Raw genomic sequence first — 19,263 nt, 5'->3', positions numbered from 1 at the left:
CATATCGTCCCGCAGACAACAGGCAGAATATCGACCGTGGTCTTCAAGAGAAGTGTAAATCTTTACAGCATGCCATGATGACAATTTTTTCAAGCAGGCCTGACGCCCTCCAGTTCAAGAAAAAGCCACCGAGGTGATAAATGGGGAGAATTGGCGCTATTGACATGCGCTAACGTGATCACCTTCACCACATCCATTTCCAATCCGCCATGGTCGATCTCAACGCATTGCGCGCAGCAAAAGCAAAACCGCTTCCCATTGATCCGCATGAAATCCTTCGCAGGCTACCGAAACCGGCAGGATTCAATGACCTATATTCAAGCCAGGCCGAAGTCCTGAAGCAATGGTACGATAACCGCAATGTCAAGGATACGATCGTCAAGTTACATACTGGCGGTGGCAAGACCTTGGTTGGTCTGCTGATGGCGCAGTCAACTTTAAATGAACTGAAATTACCCGTGCTGTACCTCGCTCCGACAACCCAACTGGTCGAACAGACATTGGAGCGAGCTGCCCAGTTTGGCATCCCAGCTGTGCAGTATGAGACTGGCGGCGGCCCCCTTCATGAAGACTTCGCTAATGCCAAGGCGATCATGGTGGGAACCTACAAGGCCTTATTCCATGGCCGTAGCAAGTTTGGCGTGCAGGGGAGTGCGAATCCGGTCATGGCCGGTGCCATCATTCTGGACGACGCGCACTCATCGTTCCCCTTGGTACGGGACTCATTCACGCTCGATATCTCCTCGCGTCACGACACCGAGCGGTATCGGGAAATGTGCGACCTGTTCCGCCAAGCGTTTCGCGATGCAGGTAAGTCAGGCACGTTTGACGACATTGTGGCTGGACGGGAAACGGCAGTCCTTGAAGTTCCATATCCAGCTTGGCGCGAACGGATACAGGCCGTCGAGCAGTTGTTACGGCGCTCCTTGGACGCCTATACCTATCAATGGCCTTTAGTACGCGACCGGTTGCTGATGTGCCACGCCTTTGTCAGCTCTACCAATTTCAGCATCACCCCGATTCTGCCATTTCCAAACGCTTTCCCGACGTTCGCGGACTGCCCGCGGCGCATCTATATGTCTGCGACCATCGCTGACGACAGCGACCTGATCCGCACATTCGCTGCCGACCTCCAACTGGTCAAAAAACCGCTGCGCTCGCGTTCGCTTGCTGGCATCAGTGAACGGCTTATCCTTTGTCCCGAAATCATGCCGTTCAAAATGAACACTCGCATTGCGGTCGAGGAATTGGCCAGGAGCCTGTCTTCATCGCGAAAGGGCGTAGTCTTCCTTGCCCCGTCCGGCAAGATTGCCGAGGAATGGAAGTCGGTCGCCACCGTAGCCGAGAAGCCAGCTGACGTTCAGCAGATTGTGCGGAGCCTGCAGGAAGGCTCGACGTTCGGTCCCTTTGCGCTCGCCAATCGCTACGACGGCATTGACCTGCCTGGCGACGCATGTCGCCTATTAGTGTTAAGCGGGCTGCCAACCGGCACCTCCGAATTCGAGAAGTACCGTGCCGCAGCGGTGTATGGTGGTGCTAGTTTCAACCGCATGCTGGCCCAGCGAATCGAGCAGGGCATAGGTCGTGGCGCCCGCGGTGCAGGTGACCATTGCGTGGTGCTAATCGTGGGTACCGCGTTGTCGGCCTGGATCGGCAAGGACGCAAACTTCGCCTTCCTGACTAGCGCCACTCAGGCCCAGCTCACCATCGGCATCGACATCAGCAAAGCCGTCACGACCCGAGAGGAGTTCTTTCAGACCGCTATGCGCTGCATCGATCGCGAGCCAGTCTGGCAGCAATATCATGCCGAGATGTTGGCAGAATTGGTCGAGGAGATCGACGCCGATGAGTCTCATCTTGAACTGGCTGCGCTGGAGCGCAAATCTATTGACCTTTGGGCTTCCGGGAATCATGAAAAGGCAATTAGCCGTCTGCTAAAGGCGTCGGAGCTGCCAAGCTTGGATGAACAAACCCGTGGATGGGTACTACAGCTTGCCGCCCGTGTCGCCGATGACTGGGGCAATGCAGAGCGATCGGAAGAGTTGCAGCGCAGCGCCTACGCTGCAAATGCAAACATGCTCCGGCCCAAGAAAGTAGAAGCCAGCCGTTTATTACCGCTTCCTGGTATTCAAACACACTCCATCGTCGCCTCGTTCCGCGCTTACCGGTTCCGCAGGGCATACCTGTCGCAGTTTGAGGATATAGTCGCCAATCTACATCCTGATGCATCCGCTAATCAATTTGAGCAGGCCATGGCAAATCTGGGACGTATACTTGGCTTCACTGCTTCCCGGCATGACGACGCCGGCGTCGGTCCAGATTTGCTCTGGTTGCTGCCAAATAAGCAGGGTCTGATCATCGAGGCAAAAACCCGTAAAAAAGAGGACAACCCTTACAACAAGGGCGAGCATGGGCAGCTTTTGGTTGCCGAGCAGTGGTTCACTCAAAATTACCCCGGGCACGTAGCAATTAGAGTAGGGATTGTGCCGAATGCCTATGCGACCAGAGCCGCCGCAGCCGAGCTATCTTGTGCGCTGACGCTTGATAAGCTCGCGCTAATGGTAGCTGATGCCCGATCTCTTATCTCCGATCTCTGTGAATCCCAGCTGCCTGCGTCTTCGCTGGAGGGATATTGCGCGCAGCTTCTAGAGAAGTCGACACTGGCGGCGGACAGGTTGGTGGTCAGTTATCTGCAAGCGTTCAAGACCACGGAATCCTGAAGCTGCTTAGCTAGAGAACGGCGCAAATGACAGACACACGTGCTAATTTTCTGGATCTGTCCGCCCATGAGGTGGTAGGCAAAGACTTCCGCGTTGTGGTGAAAGTAGGGCGTCATCGTGGCACCGCATGGTGGCAAGATCGAAACTCACATGTCCTGCATCGTAGCCGCGGCTGCGGCGGAAGATCATGCGCTTTACGTTTTCGAGGGCTGCGCGATCCAAGGTAATAGCCATAGCCCTAGCGGCGTTCACTTTCACTGCCTTGACGAATGTATAGCCACGTATAAGTCCCTGAGGCTATACATGGCTATATTTGCATATCTTCCGCGCCGCCGCCCTCCGGTGAACTACCAGCCGCATGAGAATAGCGGAAGGGCCAGGCTTGTCAGCCGGTAAAGAAGCAGCATTTAGCTCTAAGTCTTCTGCGCGATGACTTGTGGTGGACTTTTTTGCTGTGTGGCGGACTTGCTCGTCTTGTGGTCGACTTTTTTGTTAGCCACAAATTCCTATGAATTATCTAAAAAATCCACAATTGGAAAAAAATTATCCAACTTGGTTTTCTAGCCAAGAAAAAAACCATTACTAATGTCTATTAAAGACAGTGCGGCGCCTGGCGGTCTACTTCGGCTGTGCCGGCTTCAGCAAAGTTGAGTGTGGCGGAACAGAGTTGCAGTGTCCCTTGGGGAATTTTCAGCAGGAGTGGAAATGTTGTCGCTAAGGAATTATACGCCACGCATAATTTCCACTAATTCCCCTGGGAAATTTTCATGAAAAACGGCCTGGTGCTCTGTTTGGTGTACACTCAAATTGCCAATGTGCTGCATGATTTATCCTATAAACGGTTTATACGAATTTACTTGATCTGTCCGATTTGAAATTTGCGATGACCAAATTGGTTAGTTCTCAAAGTTAATTGGCACAAATATCCACATATAAATTTGTTTGTCATTTATTGCCCCCTGCTCTAGAGAGAATTATCCGCATTAATTGTTACTCTAGGCCTTCCTCGAGCAGATGCCAACTCCGGTCGAGAAACTGGCTGATCAGGTCGGCTTCGAACGGCGGATTGCCGATGATCGCGTCCGCCCGCTCTGGCAGGACAGCAGTACGAAAATCCCCCTCGATGACTTCGCGTCCGGAATTGGCTCGCGCCAAGATTGCCATTGCCGGGTCAATTTCCACGCCGATGGCGGCCAGCGACGAGGGGATGGCCGCCAGGAACGAGCCGTCACCCGCGGCCGGCTCGATCACGAGGCTGCCGGGAGAGAGCCCCGCCAGATGTCGTTCCACCAGCATCTCGGCGGCCCAGCCAGGGGTGAAGTATTGCGACAACCGCGAATTGCGCGCTGGCGCGGCCGCGTCGAAAAGTGTCGAACTGGTCATCGGTAGCAGTTCAGCTTGCATGGAATTCCCTCGGCAGATGGGGGGTAGTAGGGAACCGGCAACATGCTTGGGGCCGGCCTGCCCAGCTCGTGCGTCCGCTGGAACGTTTCACCCATCATGCCATTGGTGATGGCAAAGTCCAGATACGAGCGCGGGATCGCATCTGAGGGCAGATCGTCGATCTTGCCGTCGCCCGCCATCCAGGCCGGCCCGGGCGGGGCGGTGCCGGCGATGTGCGATGTGCGATGCTACGTCCGGCGGACGCCGAGTGTAGTCCACCCGTCTAGCCCTTGGCGAACTGCAGCGGCAGGCCTGCCGTGCTGTAGCACCGAACCATTTTGGGGCTGAGCCCAAGCTCACTCAGGAAGTGCGTACTTTGCAGCAGCAGGATCACCAGCCGGTGGCCGGCGGCGCCAGCCTGTGGGGAAGTAATCGACAAAAGCGATTGGACGAAGTCCGGGTTGCAGCCCGGCTCATCGACCACGACGATATCAACGCCGTCGAGTGCGAACTTCGGGTAGTGCCCGGCGGTCAGGTCGCGCTCCACGCCATGGAAAGCAAGAAGGCCAGGCGTGCCAAATCCAATGCCCTTGCAGTCGACGTAGGCGACGTGTTCCGTAGCGTCCTTTCTGCCCTTCACCCAATCGGTCGTCGCCCAGGTCTTACCGCTACGGCAGCGACCCACGATGGCCAGTACTGGCACGGCACCCAGGGACTCTGTCACCAGTTGCTCCACAAGTGATACGGTCATCAGGCCTTGCCGCGCGCGCACTTCGTCGTTCATTTGTCGCTTCCTCAAAAGTTGGCTTTGATCGTGGCTGGGGCGCCGTCGCCGACTGGGCAAATCGAACGCGCCGGCCGGTGATGGGAGGTCCTGCGCAAAGCAGTTCCCAATCGGGCGCGCTGCCAGGATTGCTGTGCCCTGGCGCAGGGTATCATGCCGGTTTGGTGGCCTTTGTTGGGTCGCCCAGCCATTTTGAAGGGGGAACTTCGGTCAGTACGCGCCCGGTTGCGTCGCAATTTAAGCAGTCCTCGCCCGACTCGCTACCATTGTCGAAGTTGCCAGACCCGTCGCAAGCGGGGCATACCTGGCCGCTCAGGACCTGCCAGTCGCCAGCAAAATGATCGTGTTGGTCCCTACCCGACCAGCTCACCACGCTAAATCGTCCCCGGCGATAAATCGCCACCAAGCCGTTTTTCTCCAGGCGCAGGAACATGCCTTCGGGCCAGCTGGCGCGGCGCACGTCGCGTCCGGAATCGAGTGCCGCGATCGCGGCCTGAAACGGGGCGCCACACTTGTCGAGGTTCGCAAACGAATCGGCCAGGGTCTTCATTTGGCTGCTCCGTTCACTTTCGCGACCATGTCCAGGTCGCCCATGGCCGGGCCGCTCGCCGGCAAATGGCCTTCGCCGTGCTCGTTGCGGCAGAACTTGCCACTGTTCAGCTGGATGCGCATCGTCTAGTCCTTTGAGCTGGTGGTAGACCAGGCGCCGGCCTCGCGCTGGCCCTGTTGACGTGCGGCGTGCTTGGCAGGCTTGGCCGAGGCCTTTGCCGCCTGGCGTGGTTGATCGGCGGTGCGGTGATGAATGTCCTCTCCGCCGATCGTCCTGCCAATGTTGGAAGCTGGGGTGTATGGTTTCACACTATTCTCCGTTGTGATGGCTCTGGGTAAAATGCATGTGCCTCTCAGGCCGCATGATGCCAGCCGATGGCCGAATCGAAATCGTCGACCGACATCGGGACGCCAACCTTGCAGATCCGGATGAAGGCGTGCCGCGCTTCGTCCGGCGACGCGTCCTGGATCACCGTTTGCGACGTGCGCGTATCCTTGAAACGGTCCCGCGCGCTGTCCCAAAGACGCCAGAAGTCTTCGATTTCTGACTCGGGAAACTGTTGCAGCCACGGACCGTTCGAGCGGTTACGTACGAGCTGGTTGGCGTCGGCGTGTCCGATCCGCGAATTGGACACCAGGGTCCAGGCCGGGACGCGCAACCCCGTTGCCGCCTCGTCCGCCGGTACGAACTTGACCGACCGGCTGACACCATCGAGTACCAGGCGCTCGCCACTGAGCCACGTTTGCGCTTCCGCCTCCGACGGGTCATTCGGTAGCGGGTCGTCGTCGCGCAGCATCATCCATGCGATGGTGGCGAGGCGATTTTGGCCGTCCAGCAAGAGGTAGTGCGGGCGCCCTTGTGCCTCGGCATCTGACGCTGCATGGATCGGGCCCAGTCGATGTTTTGCGATGGTGGCCAGGTCGAACTTTTGTTCCGGCTGCCAAAGCAGGAAGCTGCCGATCGGGAAGCCGCTCATAATGGAGTCGCACATGGCTTCGACGTCTTGCTTGGTCCAGACGTAGGGACGCTGCATCGCCGCCGGCAGAACCCGGCCGTCGCCGACGTGGCGGACAAAGTCCAGCAAAAAACCTGAAGATTGTTCGATTCGCATGTGCTTTGTGTTCCTTCGGTAGAGGTGTGTGAACGTTCTCTTTCAGTTCACTTATACGCACGATTGTACGCTCATACGTGCGTAATGGAATATCTAACGGGATTGCTTTCCTGTGTGCTTGGGTGCCAAGGTGTAGCTTGGGTGCTGGTCTGCCAGCAGCTGCAGGTAGGCATACTCGCCGGCGCTCAAGCCTCGGTTGCCTGCACCTGGATCTTCCTTCGCTTGCCAAGATCGTAGTTTGTAGCCGAACATCTCAGCGCACACGCTCTGGGTAAGTCCAGCCGCTTCGCGCGCGGCCTTGATCTGTTCTGCTGTCGGTTTGCGCACCATCTCCTGTACTACTCCTACTGGCGACCGGCCAGCTACGGGCGCCTCGCTGGCGCGGGTAATCGGTTATACGGATGCTGATCGTGGCTGTGGCGCCAGGACATCGGGGCCGCTTTGGCCAGACGAGGCCACGGGTCGCCACGCGATCACTTTCATGCCAAAGAAATCGTCGTCGTCAAAACCGCCGCCGACAAAGCAGTTGCGCCGTTGCACGCCGGCCGCGCAGCGCACTTCGACCTCCACTTTTTTGCTAAAGCGGCGCGGACCGTCCTCGAACGTCGGCAGACGCTCACTGGGTTTGATCCATTTTGCAGTGCTCATCGTCGTCTCCCCTGAAGGCGTTAGGCTGCGTGGCACTGAGAATCGCCATCTTACCTTGCCACGAATTCGTCCGCGTAGGCTTGCATCAGAGGGGTGAGATCACCTTTGCCCACCTCGCCAAACATTTCGATATGCTGGTGGAACGCCGCCTTGAGAAAGGCGGGCTGCCACGAGTAGGCATTTGGGCCGTGTCCGCGGGCATTTTCAAACTTGCATACCAGGCATTCTGTTTCCCCCCAACGGATCAGCGCCGTTGCGATGCTTGGCGCCATGCCTAGGTCCCGCAACGCCGGTGTCTGGTCGTTGTAGTTGCGGTGTTCCTGCCGCAGTGGCACGCTTTGAAACGACAGCAGGAAGCGCTCGGTCTTGTTCCGTGGCGTTTTCAGGGCAAAGTTGTGCGCATGCGTCCAGCCGCTTGCGCAGCTCGCACATGTTCCGCGTTGACGCTCCTCGTCCGTGAACATCGGCACGTTGCAAGGCTCCGTACGCCATTCTTGCCCTTCGTCGCTCGATACCCCGGTGCCAAGGTTCAAAATCTTGCGCTGGACCAGTTTCCTGCGCATTTGGGTGCACAAATTCGGCAACTGCTTCATGGTTGAGATCCTTGCGCTTAAGAGAGTTTGTTCCACACGCCGCTGGCGTCACGCTTGGAGAACAGTGGCTGGCCGGCCACCTGGCGATCACCAATGAGTTCGCTGTTCGCTGAGCACGCGACAGACCAGTGGCGCGCCTTCGGGTTCTTCACGATCGGTTCCGCGCCGCACTGTTGGTAGCGGGCTGAACTTTGATTGGCTCGCCGCTGACTTTTTCGACCATGCCGTCGTCCGCGTGCGAGCCATCCTCGTATTCCTCGGTTTGATTGAGGATGTTGTGGTCGTCGTCCAAGACACAGATATCAAAGTCGTCCAGTGATTCGATGCCTTGGTGCGCATGGAAAATGTCGAGCGCCCGGCCGACCAACTCGCCGATGGCAAGCCCTGCAACGTCGCATTCGAAGTGCACCGCGTAGACACCCGCGACCTGCGCATCCTCTTCGTGTTCGGTTTCTTCCACGAGCTGGGTCACATTGATGAACATTGAAGCACTCCTTGTAGGTGTGTTTGTTTTGTGCCGGATAGAGCCTTATTTATGAAGCTAATTATACGCACAAATGTGCGTATCACAAGAAACGGCAGTCAGATGGAAACGCTGGCATGGCAAATAAAAAAGGCCCGGGGTCTCCGCAAGGGAGGCGTCCGGGCCTATGGCGACTGCTGTTGGCCCAGGCACTACTGAGCGTAGCAAGTTCAACTGCTGGTGTTGCTCGTTTAAGCTGCCGCTTCAGCAGTAGCGGCGGCGTCAAAGACGATGGTGACCGCTGCTGCATCCACGACGGCGTCCCGGCTGGTCGACTTGAGTACTGCTACTGTCTTGCCATCCAGCGCCGGACGAACCGCGACTTCGTCGGTCGCTGCGTCCTGGACGTCGTAGTCGTAGACCAGGAACTCGGTTGGCACGCTGGCGGTGGCGCCTTGGATGACACCACCTTCCAAGCCGATGACAACGCGCGCGGGTGCGATCGTGCGCTCGATCATGACCGTTGGGATGCTGAAATGCTCCAGGGCACACTGTACGGCTTCAAAGGCGTCGCCGTCGTCGGGTACGTAGTCGGCGTCCACGCGGATGACGATCTCCTTGGCGGGAGGCGTCGGCGGTGCTTTCGCGGCGGCATTGCAGGTTTGCGTTTCGCGCGGGCCGTCGGGGTTGACGGCTTTTTTCTCGCCAGGTGCCGCCAGCAGTGCCCATGCAGGCAGTTCCTTGTCTTCCTCCGTCAGTTCGGTCTCGAAATTCCCGCGAGCCGTGTCGAGGAGGACGGAGAAGTCCAGGCCCTGTTGATGGCTCAGATGCATCAGGTTAGCCAACAGATCACCCAGGATGGTGCCGGTCTCTTCGCCCGCTTTGTCCATATTGGTTTGCGATGCGAAGGTGTCCAGTGCGGCTTGTGCCCATTTGGCGCGCGATGCGTTGGTGGCTTCAGTAAACATGCTTGACTCCATAGATAGAAAGCGGATGTGCCTGCCACATCAGGTGGCGGTGTCCGCAGAGTTGAAATGAGACGACCGTCGTTTGGCGGTCATTGGTGGGGTGATGCGAGGTCGATCGATTGAGTTGCTTGAGCTCCTTGTAAAAATTGACGCAGTGGCCTGCGGCCGTTCTTGTGGCCGTGCAGTGGCCGCGTCAGTGGTGGAATGGTCCCGGTCCCGTCAAAGCAACGGACGGGGAATAGCCGTGTCAGATGAAACTGAACGGGTTGAGGTTGGCATGGAATGCCTGTAGGGATAAGCGAGAAAGACGGATGAAGTCCGACAGGAAAAACGCGTAGACAACTTGCTGCGCTTTCGATGATCGGTGGCGGGCAGCTTGCCTGGTGCTGAGCACCGGTAGAAAGTATTGATGTTATCACAATGATTTCCCGTGTCAATTCCCGACCATGACTGGTCCGCGGAAGCATCGGCAAGCACGTTTTGGTTCAGATGCGACCATGATTCCAGGTCGAGCGCGCGGGATCAATTTGTGGCGCCAGCACGGGCGCGCAGTAGTCGAGGATGTCGTGACGTGCTTCAATGAGGGCCTGTCAGTGGGGCGTGCCCCACATCCCGGGAGTTTGTCTGGAATCACCATGCCGCCATGTCTGCTTTACCTATTGCCGCGCACCGCCTGTCGCCCGCTTCGTGGCCTGATCCTGCTCTCGATCGGTAACGCTGCCTGCGCCCGGCGCGTCGGCCTCGTTCGCCGTTTCAGCTCGGCGCATTGGCCAGGGCAGGCGATGCCAGATGCCCATGCGCTTGCATGGCGTCGCCCGGCGCTGCCTGCGAAGTACTTCCAGCTGGGAGCGCCGCTGTCGCTACGGGTAGCCTGATGTACAAGCGGGCATTCCAGGTCGCGGTGTTTGTGGTAGCGAACGTTTTGCTCTTCCGGCTGGAGCTGGCGGGGTACCGCACCGTCAAGGCGGATTGGTCCGTCCAAGCGCCTGTCGGCGCATCGTCACCTGCGGCGGCAGCGCCAGCGTGCGCCCCGGCGCCACCGGCTGGTACGACGTCCATCCTGAGCCCTGGTAAGATTGGCTACGAGGCCACGCTGGGCACGTTGACTGTCAAAAACGAGCGCAGCGACTTGGTGGTGATGGTGCTGGGCGACTCGGCGTTGCATGACCTGGCGCAAGTGGTTGTTGTTGCCCCAGCTGACAGCGCCAGCATCCGCGTCCGCGCGGCCCACTATGGGGTCGCGATCCTGTCCGGGCGTACCTGGTGCAGTCTGTCGCAGGGCTTCGTCGCTGGCCAGCACTTGACCCTGCCCGATGGCGTAACGGTAAAACCAGACGGGATCAACGAACTATCCATTGGCGCCGAGAGTAACGCGGACGCCATCGCTGCCCTGTATCGGTATGACCCGGCGGCGCCGCACGAAGCGCTTGCGCTGGACCTTCTGGGCACGAGCGCTGGCATCGTGAGCGCAGGGGCAATCAATGGCCAGCCTATGACCTTCGTGATCGACACTGGCACCCCAGCTGTAACCCTGCCACCGAACGTGGCGACGCAGGCCGGCATGCGCTGTGCGCGCGCGGCGCGGTACATCACCCCAGCCGGTTCAGTGACCGGTTGCGCTGCCGTTGCCAGAGACTTGCGCTTTGGCCCCTACCGGTTGAGCGACGTCGATGTCGCCGTGGTGCCGGGTACGACTGAACCCATACTTGGGATGAGCGTATTGCGGCTGTTCCAGCTGGTCCGGCACGGCGCTTCTGTGCGAATTACCCCGCTTGAGAATGCCACGGACGACGTGGACGGCAGCCGGTCCGATATTGCCTTCGCCCCGATCGTTCCTTGGCTGGAGGTGCCGCCGGCCCAGGAGGCAAGCGCTGCGGATTTGGCCGTGGTCCGGCGCCACGCCAAAACCATGCTGGTGGGCGCGCTTTTCACACTTCTTCTCCATGTCGCGTACATTATTTGGTCCCTGAAGGCCTGCTTGACTTGGCTTAGCACCCTGGAAGATGAGTCGGAATTCGCGCCGTGACGGTAGCGAGTTGCCCGCGCGCGGCGGACCGGAACCATCGTCGTTGCCTGCCTGGGGCAAAGTGAAGTGTGGCTCCTGGCGGCTTAGATGCCGCGGCTGTACCTGGCGCGCGGTCGGCGCGCTATGCGCCGCGCCCTGTCCTTACTAAGTCTCCCGAAAACAGGGTCATTTTGCGCCGGCCCAAGGTGGTGTAGAAGCGCAGTTGCCCGGGCGATCACCACTGCGTCGGTAGGTTGGCGGCCGCAGCACTGCCACAATTGGAGAATCCGAGGGCGGTTCGGTAAGCTTTCTTCAGTTCCCGGCGTTCTCCGCCGTCTGCCAAACCTTAGAACGAAAGTGAGACCCGAATGCTACTGGTTACCGGCGCCCATCTGGTGAGCAAAGCCCTCATCGCAGATTTGGCTGCGAAAGGTGTCGAGGTCGAGGACAAACGTCACGCTCCTTGGCACATCCTGGTCCGCGGCCCAGAATCAGCGCTGCGCGCTGAGACCAGTCTCCAGCGTACTGGGGGTGGCAATGTTTAAGGGACGCACCTACGCGCAGAGCAGCGGTTACCAGGGCTGGGGGATTCGATTTGCGGATGTCGACGGCGGCGTCGCAACGACCGCCTACAGCTACAAGATGACTGAAGAGGAGCGGTACGAGATGGCACGCCGGATCACGGCTGCATTGAACTATACTCGGAACCTGCGGACGGACGACATGGAATCGGCCCCACCGTTGGCGGCCAAATAGCAAGGGCAACGATATGATCGACCAAGACCTGTATGTGAAGCGCATTCGCGCGTACCAGGCGACTCACGGCTGTACGCTGGTGCAAGCGAAGCGTGCCGTCGAGGCGAACGAAGACCTGGGCGTGAATGAAGACCTGGATGCGGCGCCAGCTGGTGACGCCGGCCGAGTCAAACAACTCGAAGAAGTGATCCGCAATCTTTTGCGCGATGTAGTGCCCCATGTGCGGGAAACTGGTCACAACGCGGCCGACCGAGAAATCCGCGCCGCAGTCAGCGCAGCACGCGCGGCCGTCACGACCTGACCGGCGAAATTGCACGATGGTGCGACAAATCCCTTGAGATGCAGCGCCAAGGTGTTACCGCTGGCGCCGTATTTTGGGTAGGGGTGCAAGCATGCGGCAAAGGGCGTCGTGAGGCAAGGCATCCGCCGTTGAAGCATTCCTTGTCGGCTCGATGAAGGCTGCGACCGGGCGCCCGGTAGCGGCCTTGCTGGCGATCCACTGCACCGACCGCGTGGCCAAGAAGTTGATGCGGGCCTCAAGCTGCTGTCCCAACCTGCTCCCATGTCGTGATCGAGCCGTTGCCATAATTGGAATTGCGGTACTCCTAAGCGTAGTCTGTTCTCACTGACCACCCTGAGGAGCGCATCATGAAACCAGCAACCCATCAACTGGCAACCTCCGCCGCGCCCAGCCCTGTGCAGGCGCCTCCCTACGCACAGATCGCCACTGCACTGCGCCGCATGTTTTTGGCCAGCGGCAGCAAAATCGGCGTCGACAGCCTGCGCCACGCCGTGCTGGCGCAAGCGCTGCTGAAAAGCGCGGGCTTTGCTGCCGAAGTGAAAGTTGGCTACGCCGCATGGCGCGTCGGGCCCGGTGACGGCGACGTCATCGTCCATGCACCGGGTAACGACATGGCTCAGCAAGGGAAAAACGCGCATCCGTTCCATGCCTGGGTCGAAGTTGGTCCAGTTATATTCGATGCCACGGCATACCAGTTCGTGGTCAAAGCCACCGCGCTGGACATGATCGATGGCGGCAAGACGGACCTTCAGTGGGCTCCGTTGCAGCTGGCTGAGCATCGCGACCAGGTTCAGACGCTGCACACGGTATTACAAGCCGACGTGGGCATGTTCTACTACGAACACGTGCCGGGCCTGCAGGCAGTCATCATGGCCGGCGTGCCGCCGGTCGATCCTGAGGAATTGGATCTCCTCACCATCATCTTCAACCATCCGAGTGCCCAGGCGTTGAGCTCCAACCACGTCGCGGCTGCCTTGCTGGCAGCGTAATTCGACCTCGATCGGCGGCCGCCGCAAACACCCATGGGGCGCGGCACCGCCGTTTGCGCCCCGAACATTCATAGGAGACCAATATGGCTTCCGTAAATCGCGTAACGATCGTTGGGAATCTCGGCCAAGCACCCTCGGTGCGGTACATGACCGGGGGGGAGGCGGTGGCCACCATCTCCGTGGCTACCTCCTACATGTCCAAAGATCGCAACACCGGCGCTCAGGCCGAGCATACGGAATGGCATCGGATCTGCTTCTTTGGCCGCTTGGCCGAGATCGTGGACCTTTACCTCAAGAAAGGCTCCTGCGTCTACGTGGAGGGTCGCCTGCAGACGCGAAAATTTACCGACAAGGACGGTGTTGAGAAGTATGTCACCGAAATCATTGGGCAGGAGATGCAGATGCTGGGCCACAGTCAGGATGCGCCTGCCGATGAGCCTCCCGCGCAGCCCCAGCCCACGCCCTCGGCCCGACGTCCGGCGCCCGCTCCCCGTCCGTTCGTGCATAGCGCCGACGAAGGGCGGGCCGTTGAATCGGCATGGGATGAATGAGCGTTTGTTGGCAAAGGCGCGCCTTCAGTTGGACTGAGGGCAGCGAGCCAGCGACGACCTCGTTCACCATCGTATCGTCCGGGCGTCATACGAAGCGACCGAGCAGCTTGAGTTCGATAACCTGCGGGAAATTGAAACTGTCCCTGCTCGTTGTTAACCTGTCTTCAAGTAAATCTTGTGGGAGGAGCCATGATGGGCCAGACGGAACAATTCGGATTTGACTTCAGCGACGCCGCGCCGGTGCTGGGTGCCATGCCGGAGGGGACCTGGTGTGATAAGGCGTACACCGAAACGGAATTCGCAGAACGCTTTGGCCGGGCCCGCAGCTTCCTGGCACAGCTGCAGGGCATTGAGCACGCAATCTTCCAACTGACGCTAGGTGCCGCGCTGGCGGAACATGCCGACCAGATGTCCAGGCGCAAGAAGATCGATGAAAAGGACCAGGGCTACACCTTACGCAGCAGGCGCGCCCAGTGCGGCGACGAACTGGTCCTGGAATTCATCGCGTATTGCAAGAACAAGGCGGCCACCAACAGCAAGGGCGTCGAATGCAAGGTGACCGACACGGCAGACGAAACCAGCGCCGGCCTGTACTACGAAGGAATTGGTAGCGTCGTCGCCCACTGGTACAAGCGTCCAGGCAGCAGCGCCGTCTTCTTTGCCTTCGATCGAGATACCCACTTCCTGGATGGCTATCGGGATGCCTTCGAAGCCATTTACTGCGACCAGCTGGTGTGGGAGCCCGCGTACTGCGCCAATGCCATTGCCGAGTCGGGCGAGAAAATCGCCAGCGTTCGGACCTTCAAGGTGGGCGCGCGCGAGTATGTCAACAAGGGGGCCCACTGGTGTAAGGACTATGCACAGTGCTTGGCCTATTCGATCGTGCCAGCCGTTCAATGGCAGGGCGACACCTTCAACTACAAATCCCTGATCCAAGCTTTTGACAAAGGCGCCAAGGAGCGCGGCGACTGCCGTGGCCTCCTGGTTCGGGTGCGTGGCCAGCTGTGCGTGTTGGAGAAGTTTGTGTCCGTGTACGACGATAAACCACGCACCGCGCCGATAGGCTTTGGCGTGTCGTCTGAAGAGGATGACGATGAGGGCGACCACAGCCAGGCCGCCGAGGACGAAATGGACGATGCACTGGAACCGGCCTGAGGGTTGGCCTCGCCTTGGTCATCTTCCTGCTCGACTCGCCCTTTGATGTGGCGGAATGGCGGCCTTGCCACGGCCGGTGCGATTGGGTGGATAGCCTAGGGCGCAGCCTGGCCCGGGCCTGCCTGTAGCTTTAGGCGCCCAAGGAAGGGGTGTGACCTCCTTCTTCGGCTGAAGTGACCAAAACTGGCTTCTGACATCGATTGACTCGGATCCCTTCGCCTTTATCATCGCTTCCACCCGGTAGCAGTGTTTTCTGCCTGCCCTGCGCCAAGCAGGCACGACATAGTGGCTCGGTAGGGGCATGCGCGACCTTCATGGTGCGCTTGTTGAAAGGGCCGCGCGACGATCCGGCCGAGATGGTCACAAAGGGAACAACATGCAGTCAGAACGGCTAAACAATATCGCACTGGAGGCGGGCCTTCTGGCCGGCAGTATCGCCGCTGAGCGCCTGGCCGGCGTCGAGCACTTCAATTCCATCGCCGCTGTCTCCGATGCGTTTTCCACGCCGTTCTTTCGCGCGGTCAAGCGTGAAGGGTTTGTCCCTGTCACGAACAAGGGCAGTCACTGCGTCGAAACGAAGACTTGCCCGCAGCGTTGCGGGCATAGCGCCGTCCTGCACCGACATGGGGAAGAACAGGTGTGGCTTTGCCCGGCATGTGACCGGCATTGAGCCATGGACGGCATCGTCTACGTGATCAACGCGGTGCGCCTCTGGTTCGATGGAGAGATCATGTGGCGAACGCTCCTGTACGCGCTGCGCTCGCGACCCATCGCGGTGGCGGGCAAGCGCGGCTACTACCAGGTCGATCCGGTGGATCTCTAAGGAGGAATAGTGCAGTGAGTATTCAGGTTGGATCGTTACTGTTGGCTGTCGTATCGCTCATCGCCAATTTGCTGGCGCTGGGATACACCGTGATGGTGCATCGTCGTGCCGCATATATTCGCACGGAGCTGGCAGAGCTCAATAGCGTTGGCTGCGATGTCTGGGTTGCCAAGCATGTCGCCCGCTGGGAGCGTGGCGAGTTGAAGATGGTGTCGTCACGGCGTGACTCAGGCCCGACCACGCATTTCATCGAGCCGTTGCCCGGCTGGCGCATTTCGCTGGATGGCGAGTTGGCTCGCCGGCGCGGAGAGCAATAGCAGCCCTTGCCAAGAAGGATCTGGCGCCGTCCACGAGGCGGCTTCGTCGTTGAAAGCGTTGGACGCGTTGTCCCGTTGTCCTCAAGAGGAATCAGATCATGGGAATGCCCAAAGTAAGAATCGCTGGTCGTGACGTGTTGCTCAACGTCGTCCATCATGACTCCGGCGAGCACCCCGAATCGGCCTGCACCAACGTGCTCATCGCCGCCATGGTGGGCGGCGTGACCTACCAGCACCTCAACGTGGAGCCAGATGTGGCAGTTGGCCGCATCGTCGGCCAGCTGGGTGTCGCTCTGCTGGCCAATCCGCTTGTGCCTGTGCCGCCCATGCTGACCGTCGTCATCAGCAAATTCTATCAGTCCATGTCCATCGACTGGAAGGGCGCCGTCAGTGCCTTGGCCAGGATGGAAGTGTACGCCGCAACCGCGCCGCGCAAGCAGGTGGCACCATGAACACCTACCTCGTAGTCGCCCTGGTGGTGACGTTGTCGCTGTTGGTCGCGACTTTGCGCTTTACCTACAAGCGCTGCGCGATGTACGAAGATATCCTGCGCGCCACCGATACCAATGGCCGGTTTAGGGCCATGGACCGGGAATACATGGAGCTACGCCGCCGTATGGGCGTCGTTGTGCGCGTGGTGAACTCCAGCGTTGGTGGGATAGGCAAGCGGTTGAGCGAAAGCGTGGAGATCGCGACGGCCATTCATACGCAGGCGCCTCAGATTTTCAGCCAATGCGAGGGCCTGGCGCGCTGGCTGCGCGCCAACGATCAGTTTTTGGTCGAATTGTATTCGGCCATTTCATACGCCGTTGACCCAGATGTGCGGGAACGCTTCGAAGGTGAAGTCAAAGGTGGGCGTGAAGTCATTTTTGAGCACGTCTACGACGCAACCAAGCGGGTGCCCCCACCGATGACCAGCTTATTCGGCCGCAGCTTTGCCTGCGAAAGCGACCGTCAAATCGCCCACCAGCAGTTGCGCGACATCGGGTATCAGGGAGTATTGGCAGTGATCGGTCCCATTATTGCCGAGATCACATACCGCCACCCCGCGCCGGCGCCTATGCGTTGCAATGCCGACGACGACAGTGTCGAGGCGGACATGCAGTGCGCTGACAGGGCCTTGGCTTTCGCTGCTGTGGCCACTGAACAGGCGCGGGAAGCCAAAGTGGCGGCCGCCAGACTCTTCGCCGAGGGGGCGGTTGCGGCGTCGGTTGCGATGAACGAATGGGCCTATGCCAAAGAGGGCGCGGCACGCACCCTGGAGATGGGCATAGCTTGAGGATCGCTAATGCTGGTGCACAGTGCGGACGGCATGTGCGCTTTGGGTGCTGCGAGATGCCGTCAGTTTTTGCTGTGAATTGGACTTTGCTCTTCACCTGTGTACGCTGAACTGGTCTGAACCGCCTTCCATACCGCAACGATTTGTATCTTCGGTACCGCATTTTTGGAGGCGAACCCCATGGCCATTCATCGCCAGAGCCGCCCGGCATACGGGCCAGGTGCAAGTCGGTGAATTGCTGGCCAGGTCGGAGCGTGATGCCTGGCGAGCGGCGACGTGAACGCCAACTGCGTTGCGCCGGAAGTGAGGTTGTCGCAGTTTGTGCAATTCCAGATAGAGGCAATAGCGCCATGACACGACATGAAATGTTGAACGAGTACGAAAGGGGCCATCGCTGGCGAGCGGCATGGCAGGCGTTGGCCAGCAAGATCGAGCCGGGGCGTCTGCAGGCGCGGCAGGAGCGTATCGAGCGCCGCGCGTCCCTGGCCAACGTTCGCGTGGGCCGGGCGCTGCGCGCCTCTGACGCTGAACAGAAGGCCGCTAGTCAGCCTCGGACGATATCGACCGAGGTCGCAGCGGCCATACGCACCGTCCTCGGCACATTGCCTGTCGGGGCTGAAATTCGATTCTACTGGCACGACGGCGCCCAGCACTATTGCGTCAGCCTGCCCGGCCAGCCCGATCAGGTGGGGCGGCTGAAACGTAACGGGGACGGCACCGGTGTCATCGTGCCGGCAACGCTGCATTGAACGCATAGCGCCTGCTGCGATGGCAACCGTGACCCGCGTGGAGCTGCTGCGTCTGATCGAGGACTACGCCTCGAAAAGGCGCTCCACTCCTTCCTGGAAGCGTCGCACGTGGCCACCGACCGCCGTGATCGTGGCCCCGCCAGGAGCGAGCTTCAGGCACAAGCCGAAATGTGGGATCTGAAAGCGCAAGTGCAGCAGGCGGTAGGTACCTTACCCATCGAATAGGATTGAAATCATGAGTGCAACGGTGGCAAGCAGGACGTACAGGAAGTTGAAGCGCGCAGCGAACCAGTGGCTCAAGCAGGACGCGCGCAATCATCGGCGTGGCGGCGATGGGCGTTCCGCCGGCGTTGGGAATTGGTCCGGCCTGCACACCTATGCCGCCGGGCGGTGCGAATCCGGGAGTTTGGCAGGCGAGGCCAGTGTTCGCGGCGGAATTTCCCCAAGCGCGTTGGAATTTCCTTCCCTGACGCCGGTCATTCACTGGCTGGAGGGTGGCTGCGAGCGCCGCTGGGCGGCCAAGGAGCTCCGTAACCTGCAGGCGCGGATCGGGCAAGTTGAGGCGCCGCAGCTGGCCGCCGCCGCACGGCGGAACCTGCTTGTCGATGCCAGCTGTGTCAATGGGGAGGAGGCCGGTGACGAACTGCTCGCCAACGTGGCCCGCAGCCGCGGCAAGTACCCCTCGAACCGTCGCATGTTCGATGGGCTGATGGGGAAAGTGACGCAACTAGGCCGGGCATACCGTGGCGACGGCGACATCTATGCGGAGGCGCTCGATGTGGCCGCCTGTGCGTTGCGCATCGCAATTGAAGGCGACGCCGGCGGCAATCTGCATCCCATGTTGGTTGGGGACGGCGCGGGCACGTTCTCGCCGGCGCACGCCGTTGGCGTGGCCGATAAGGTGCGAAAAGCCCTTGCCGAGTGCTACCAGGACCGACTTCTGGGCCGAAGCAGCCAGATTGGCGGCAATATGGACTGGGCGCGTGTCGAAGGAGCTAGCAGGGTAGTCGCGGCTCTGCGCCGCGAGTTCGGGCTGGAGGAGACGCTGCAAGTCGCCACAGGCTGACCGCGCGCGTCCCTGATGTGAAGGTGGTAATCGGTTGTGTTCTCCGGGTTGT

Annotated in this window: 27 protein-coding genes; 15 read left to right on the top strand and 12 right to left on the bottom strand. The window is 59.7% G+C overall.

What is annotated here, in order from left to right; genetic code table 11:
* Positions 1–209: 209 nt before the first annotated feature.
* Both GTP90_RS01390 and GTP90_RS37540 read left to right on the top strand, forming a co-directional pair.
* Positions 210–2,720 carry a DEAD/DEAH box helicase family protein gene (locus tag GTP90_RS01390; protein WP_161081774.1) on the top strand — a complete coding sequence of 837 codons (2,511 nt, stop codon included), beginning with the start codon at positions 210–212 and terminating at the stop codon, positions 2,718–2,720.
* Between the two features lie 117 nt (positions 2,721–2,837).
* Positions 2,838–3,116 carry a poly-gamma-glutamate hydrolase family protein gene (locus GTP90_RS37540; RefSeq protein WP_371875010.1) on the top strand — a complete coding sequence of 93 codons (279 nt, stop codon included), beginning with the start codon at positions 2,838–2,840 and terminating at the stop codon, positions 3,114–3,116.
* Positions 3,117–3,710: 594 nt separating this feature from the next.
* On the opposite strand, the gene GTP90_RS01380 is transcribed toward GTP90_RS37540, so the two are convergent.
* From GTP90_RS01380 to GTP90_RS01335, 12 genes are all read right to left on the bottom strand, one after another.
* Positions 3,711–4,124, bottom strand: coding sequence for a hypothetical protein (locus tag GTP90_RS01380; protein WP_161081772.1), 414 nt, complete (start codon positions 4,122–4,124; stop codon positions 3,711–3,713).
* A 262-nt stretch (positions 4,125–4,386) separates the two neighbouring features.
* Positions 4,387–4,887 (bottom strand): hypothetical protein, encoded by a 501-nt coding sequence (locus GTP90_RS01375; protein ID WP_161081771.1) that lies wholly within the window; start codon positions 4,885–4,887, stop codon positions 4,387–4,389.
* 151 nt (positions 4,888–5,038) lie between these two features.
* Complete coding sequence (locus GTP90_RS01370) at positions 5,039–5,437, bottom strand: Thoeris anti-defense Tad2 family protein (protein ID WP_161081770.1); 399 nt, start codon at positions 5,435–5,437, stop codon at positions 5,039–5,041.
* Positions 5,434–5,559, bottom strand: coding sequence for a hypothetical protein (locus GTP90_RS37270; RefSeq protein ID WP_256369085.1), 126 nt, complete (start codon positions 5,557–5,559; stop codon positions 5,434–5,436). Before GTP90_RS37270 ends, GTP90_RS01370 begins: the two co-directional genes overlap by 4 nt.
* A 3-nt stretch (positions 5,560–5,562) precedes the next feature.
* Positions 5,563–5,745 carry a hypothetical protein gene (locus tag GTP90_RS01365; protein ID WP_161081769.1) on the bottom strand — a complete coding sequence of 61 codons (183 nt, stop codon included), beginning with the start codon at positions 5,743–5,745 and terminating at the stop codon, positions 5,563–5,565.
* Between the two features lie 44 nt (positions 5,746–5,789).
* Positions 5,790–6,548 carry a DUF262 domain-containing protein gene (locus tag GTP90_RS01360; protein ID WP_161081768.1) on the bottom strand — a complete coding sequence of 253 codons (759 nt, stop codon included), beginning with the start codon at positions 6,546–6,548 and terminating at the stop codon, positions 5,790–5,792.
* Positions 6,549–6,641: 93 nt separating this feature from the next.
* The gene (locus tag GTP90_RS01355; RefSeq protein WP_161081767.1) at positions 6,642–6,878 is read right to left on the bottom strand and encodes a helix-turn-helix domain-containing protein; all 237 of its coding nucleotides are present in this window, start codon (positions 6,876–6,878) and stop codon (positions 6,642–6,644) included.
* Between the two features lie 63 nt (positions 6,879–6,941).
* On the bottom strand, positions 6,942–7,196 hold the full coding sequence (locus GTP90_RS01350) for a hypothetical protein (RefSeq protein ID WP_161081766.1): 255 nt from the start codon (positions 7,194–7,196) through the stop codon (positions 6,942–6,944).
* Between the two features lie 50 nt (positions 7,197–7,246).
* Positions 7,247–7,789 (bottom strand): hypothetical protein, encoded by a 543-nt coding sequence (locus GTP90_RS01345; RefSeq protein ID WP_161081765.1) that lies wholly within the window; start codon positions 7,787–7,789, stop codon positions 7,247–7,249.
* A gap of 17 nt (positions 7,790–7,806) precedes the next feature.
* The gene (locus GTP90_RS37265; protein ID WP_256369084.1) at positions 7,807–7,941 is read right to left on the bottom strand and encodes a hypothetical protein; all 135 of its coding nucleotides are present in this window, start codon (positions 7,939–7,941) and stop codon (positions 7,807–7,809) included.
* On the bottom strand, positions 7,938–8,273 hold the full coding sequence (locus tag GTP90_RS01340; protein ID WP_161081764.1) for a hypothetical protein: 336 nt from the start codon (positions 8,271–8,273) through the stop codon (positions 7,938–7,940). The genes GTP90_RS37265 and GTP90_RS01340 overlap by 4 nt, the downstream gene beginning before the upstream one ends.
* A 230-nt stretch (positions 8,274–8,503) precedes the next feature.
* Entirely contained in the window at positions 8,504–9,220 is a 717-nt protein-coding gene (locus GTP90_RS01335) for a hypothetical protein (RefSeq protein WP_161081763.1), read from the bottom strand.
* A gap of 874 nt (positions 9,221–10,094) precedes the next feature.
* On the opposite strand from GTP90_RS01335, the gene GTP90_RS01330 reads away from it, so the two are divergent.
* The 13 genes from GTP90_RS01330 to GTP90_RS01270 all read left to right on the top strand — a co-directional run bounded on the left by GTP90_RS01330 (position 10,095) and on the right by GTP90_RS01270 (position 19,211).
* On the top strand, positions 10,095–11,246 hold the full coding sequence (locus tag GTP90_RS01330; protein ID WP_161081762.1) for a retropepsin-like aspartic protease family protein: 1,152 nt from the start codon (positions 10,095–10,097) through the stop codon (positions 11,244–11,246).
* A 516-nt stretch (positions 11,247–11,762) separates the two neighbouring features.
* Complete coding sequence (locus tag GTP90_RS01325; protein ID WP_161081761.1) at positions 11,763–11,981, top strand: hypothetical protein; 219 nt, start codon at positions 11,763–11,765, stop codon at positions 11,979–11,981.
* A 13-nt stretch (positions 11,982–11,994) separates the two neighbouring features.
* Positions 11,995–12,282, top strand: coding sequence for a hypothetical protein (locus GTP90_RS01320; protein WP_161081760.1), 288 nt, complete (start codon positions 11,995–11,997; stop codon positions 12,280–12,282).
* Positions 12,283–12,629: 347 nt separating this feature from the next.
* The gene (locus tag GTP90_RS01315) at positions 12,630–13,271 is read left to right on the top strand and encodes a transglutaminase-like domain-containing protein (RefSeq protein ID WP_161081759.1); all 642 of its coding nucleotides are present in this window, start codon (positions 12,630–12,632) and stop codon (positions 13,269–13,271) included.
* Between the two features lie 83 nt (positions 13,272–13,354).
* On the top strand, positions 13,355–13,822 hold the full coding sequence (ssb, locus tag GTP90_RS01310) for a single-stranded DNA-binding protein (RefSeq protein ID WP_161081758.1): 468 nt from the start codon (positions 13,355–13,357) through the stop codon (positions 13,820–13,822).
* Between the two features lie 189 nt (positions 13,823–14,011).
* Complete coding sequence (locus tag GTP90_RS01305; protein ID WP_161081757.1) at positions 14,012–14,977, top strand: hypothetical protein; 966 nt, start codon at positions 14,012–14,014, stop codon at positions 14,975–14,977.
* A gap of 301 nt (positions 14,978–15,278) precedes the next feature.
* Complete coding sequence (locus tag GTP90_RS01300) at positions 15,279–15,647, top strand: hypothetical protein (RefSeq protein WP_161081756.1); 369 nt, start codon at positions 15,279–15,281, stop codon at positions 15,645–15,647.
* Between the two features lie 3 nt (positions 15,648–15,650).
* Positions 15,651–15,800 (top strand): hypothetical protein, encoded by a 150-nt coding sequence (locus GTP90_RS01295; RefSeq protein WP_161081755.1) that lies wholly within the window; start codon positions 15,651–15,653, stop codon positions 15,798–15,800.
* A gap of 14 nt (positions 15,801–15,814) precedes the next feature.
* Entirely contained in the window at positions 15,815–16,117 is a 303-nt protein-coding gene (locus GTP90_RS01290; RefSeq protein WP_161081754.1) for a hypothetical protein, read from the top strand.
* Between the two features lie 98 nt (positions 16,118–16,215).
* The gene (locus tag GTP90_RS01285) at positions 16,216–16,569 is read left to right on the top strand and encodes a hypothetical protein (RefSeq protein ID WP_161081753.1); all 354 of its coding nucleotides are present in this window, start codon (positions 16,216–16,218) and stop codon (positions 16,567–16,569) included.
* Positions 16,566–17,396, top strand: a complete 831-nt coding sequence (locus GTP90_RS01280) for a hypothetical protein (RefSeq protein ID WP_161081752.1) — start codon at positions 16,566–16,568, stop codon at positions 17,394–17,396. Before GTP90_RS01285 ends, GTP90_RS01280 begins: the two co-directional genes overlap by 4 nt.
* A gap of 350 nt (positions 17,397–17,746) precedes the next feature.
* Positions 17,747–18,145, top strand: coding sequence for a hypothetical protein (locus tag GTP90_RS01275; RefSeq protein ID WP_161081751.1), 399 nt, complete (start codon positions 17,747–17,749; stop codon positions 18,143–18,145).
* A gap of 235 nt (positions 18,146–18,380) precedes the next feature.
* Positions 18,381–19,211, top strand: coding sequence for a hypothetical protein (locus tag GTP90_RS01270; RefSeq protein ID WP_161081750.1), 831 nt, complete (start codon positions 18,381–18,383; stop codon positions 19,209–19,211).
* The last annotated feature ends 52 nt before the right edge of the window (positions 19,212–19,263 follow it).

Source organism: Duganella vulcania (genome assembly GCF_009857655.1).
Taxonomy (GTDB): Bacteria; Pseudomonadota; Gammaproteobacteria; order Burkholderiales; family Burkholderiaceae_D; genus Rugamonas; species Rugamonas vulcania.
Note: the sequence above shows the minus strand (reverse complement) of the source record. Positions and strands in the feature narration are given on the sequence as shown.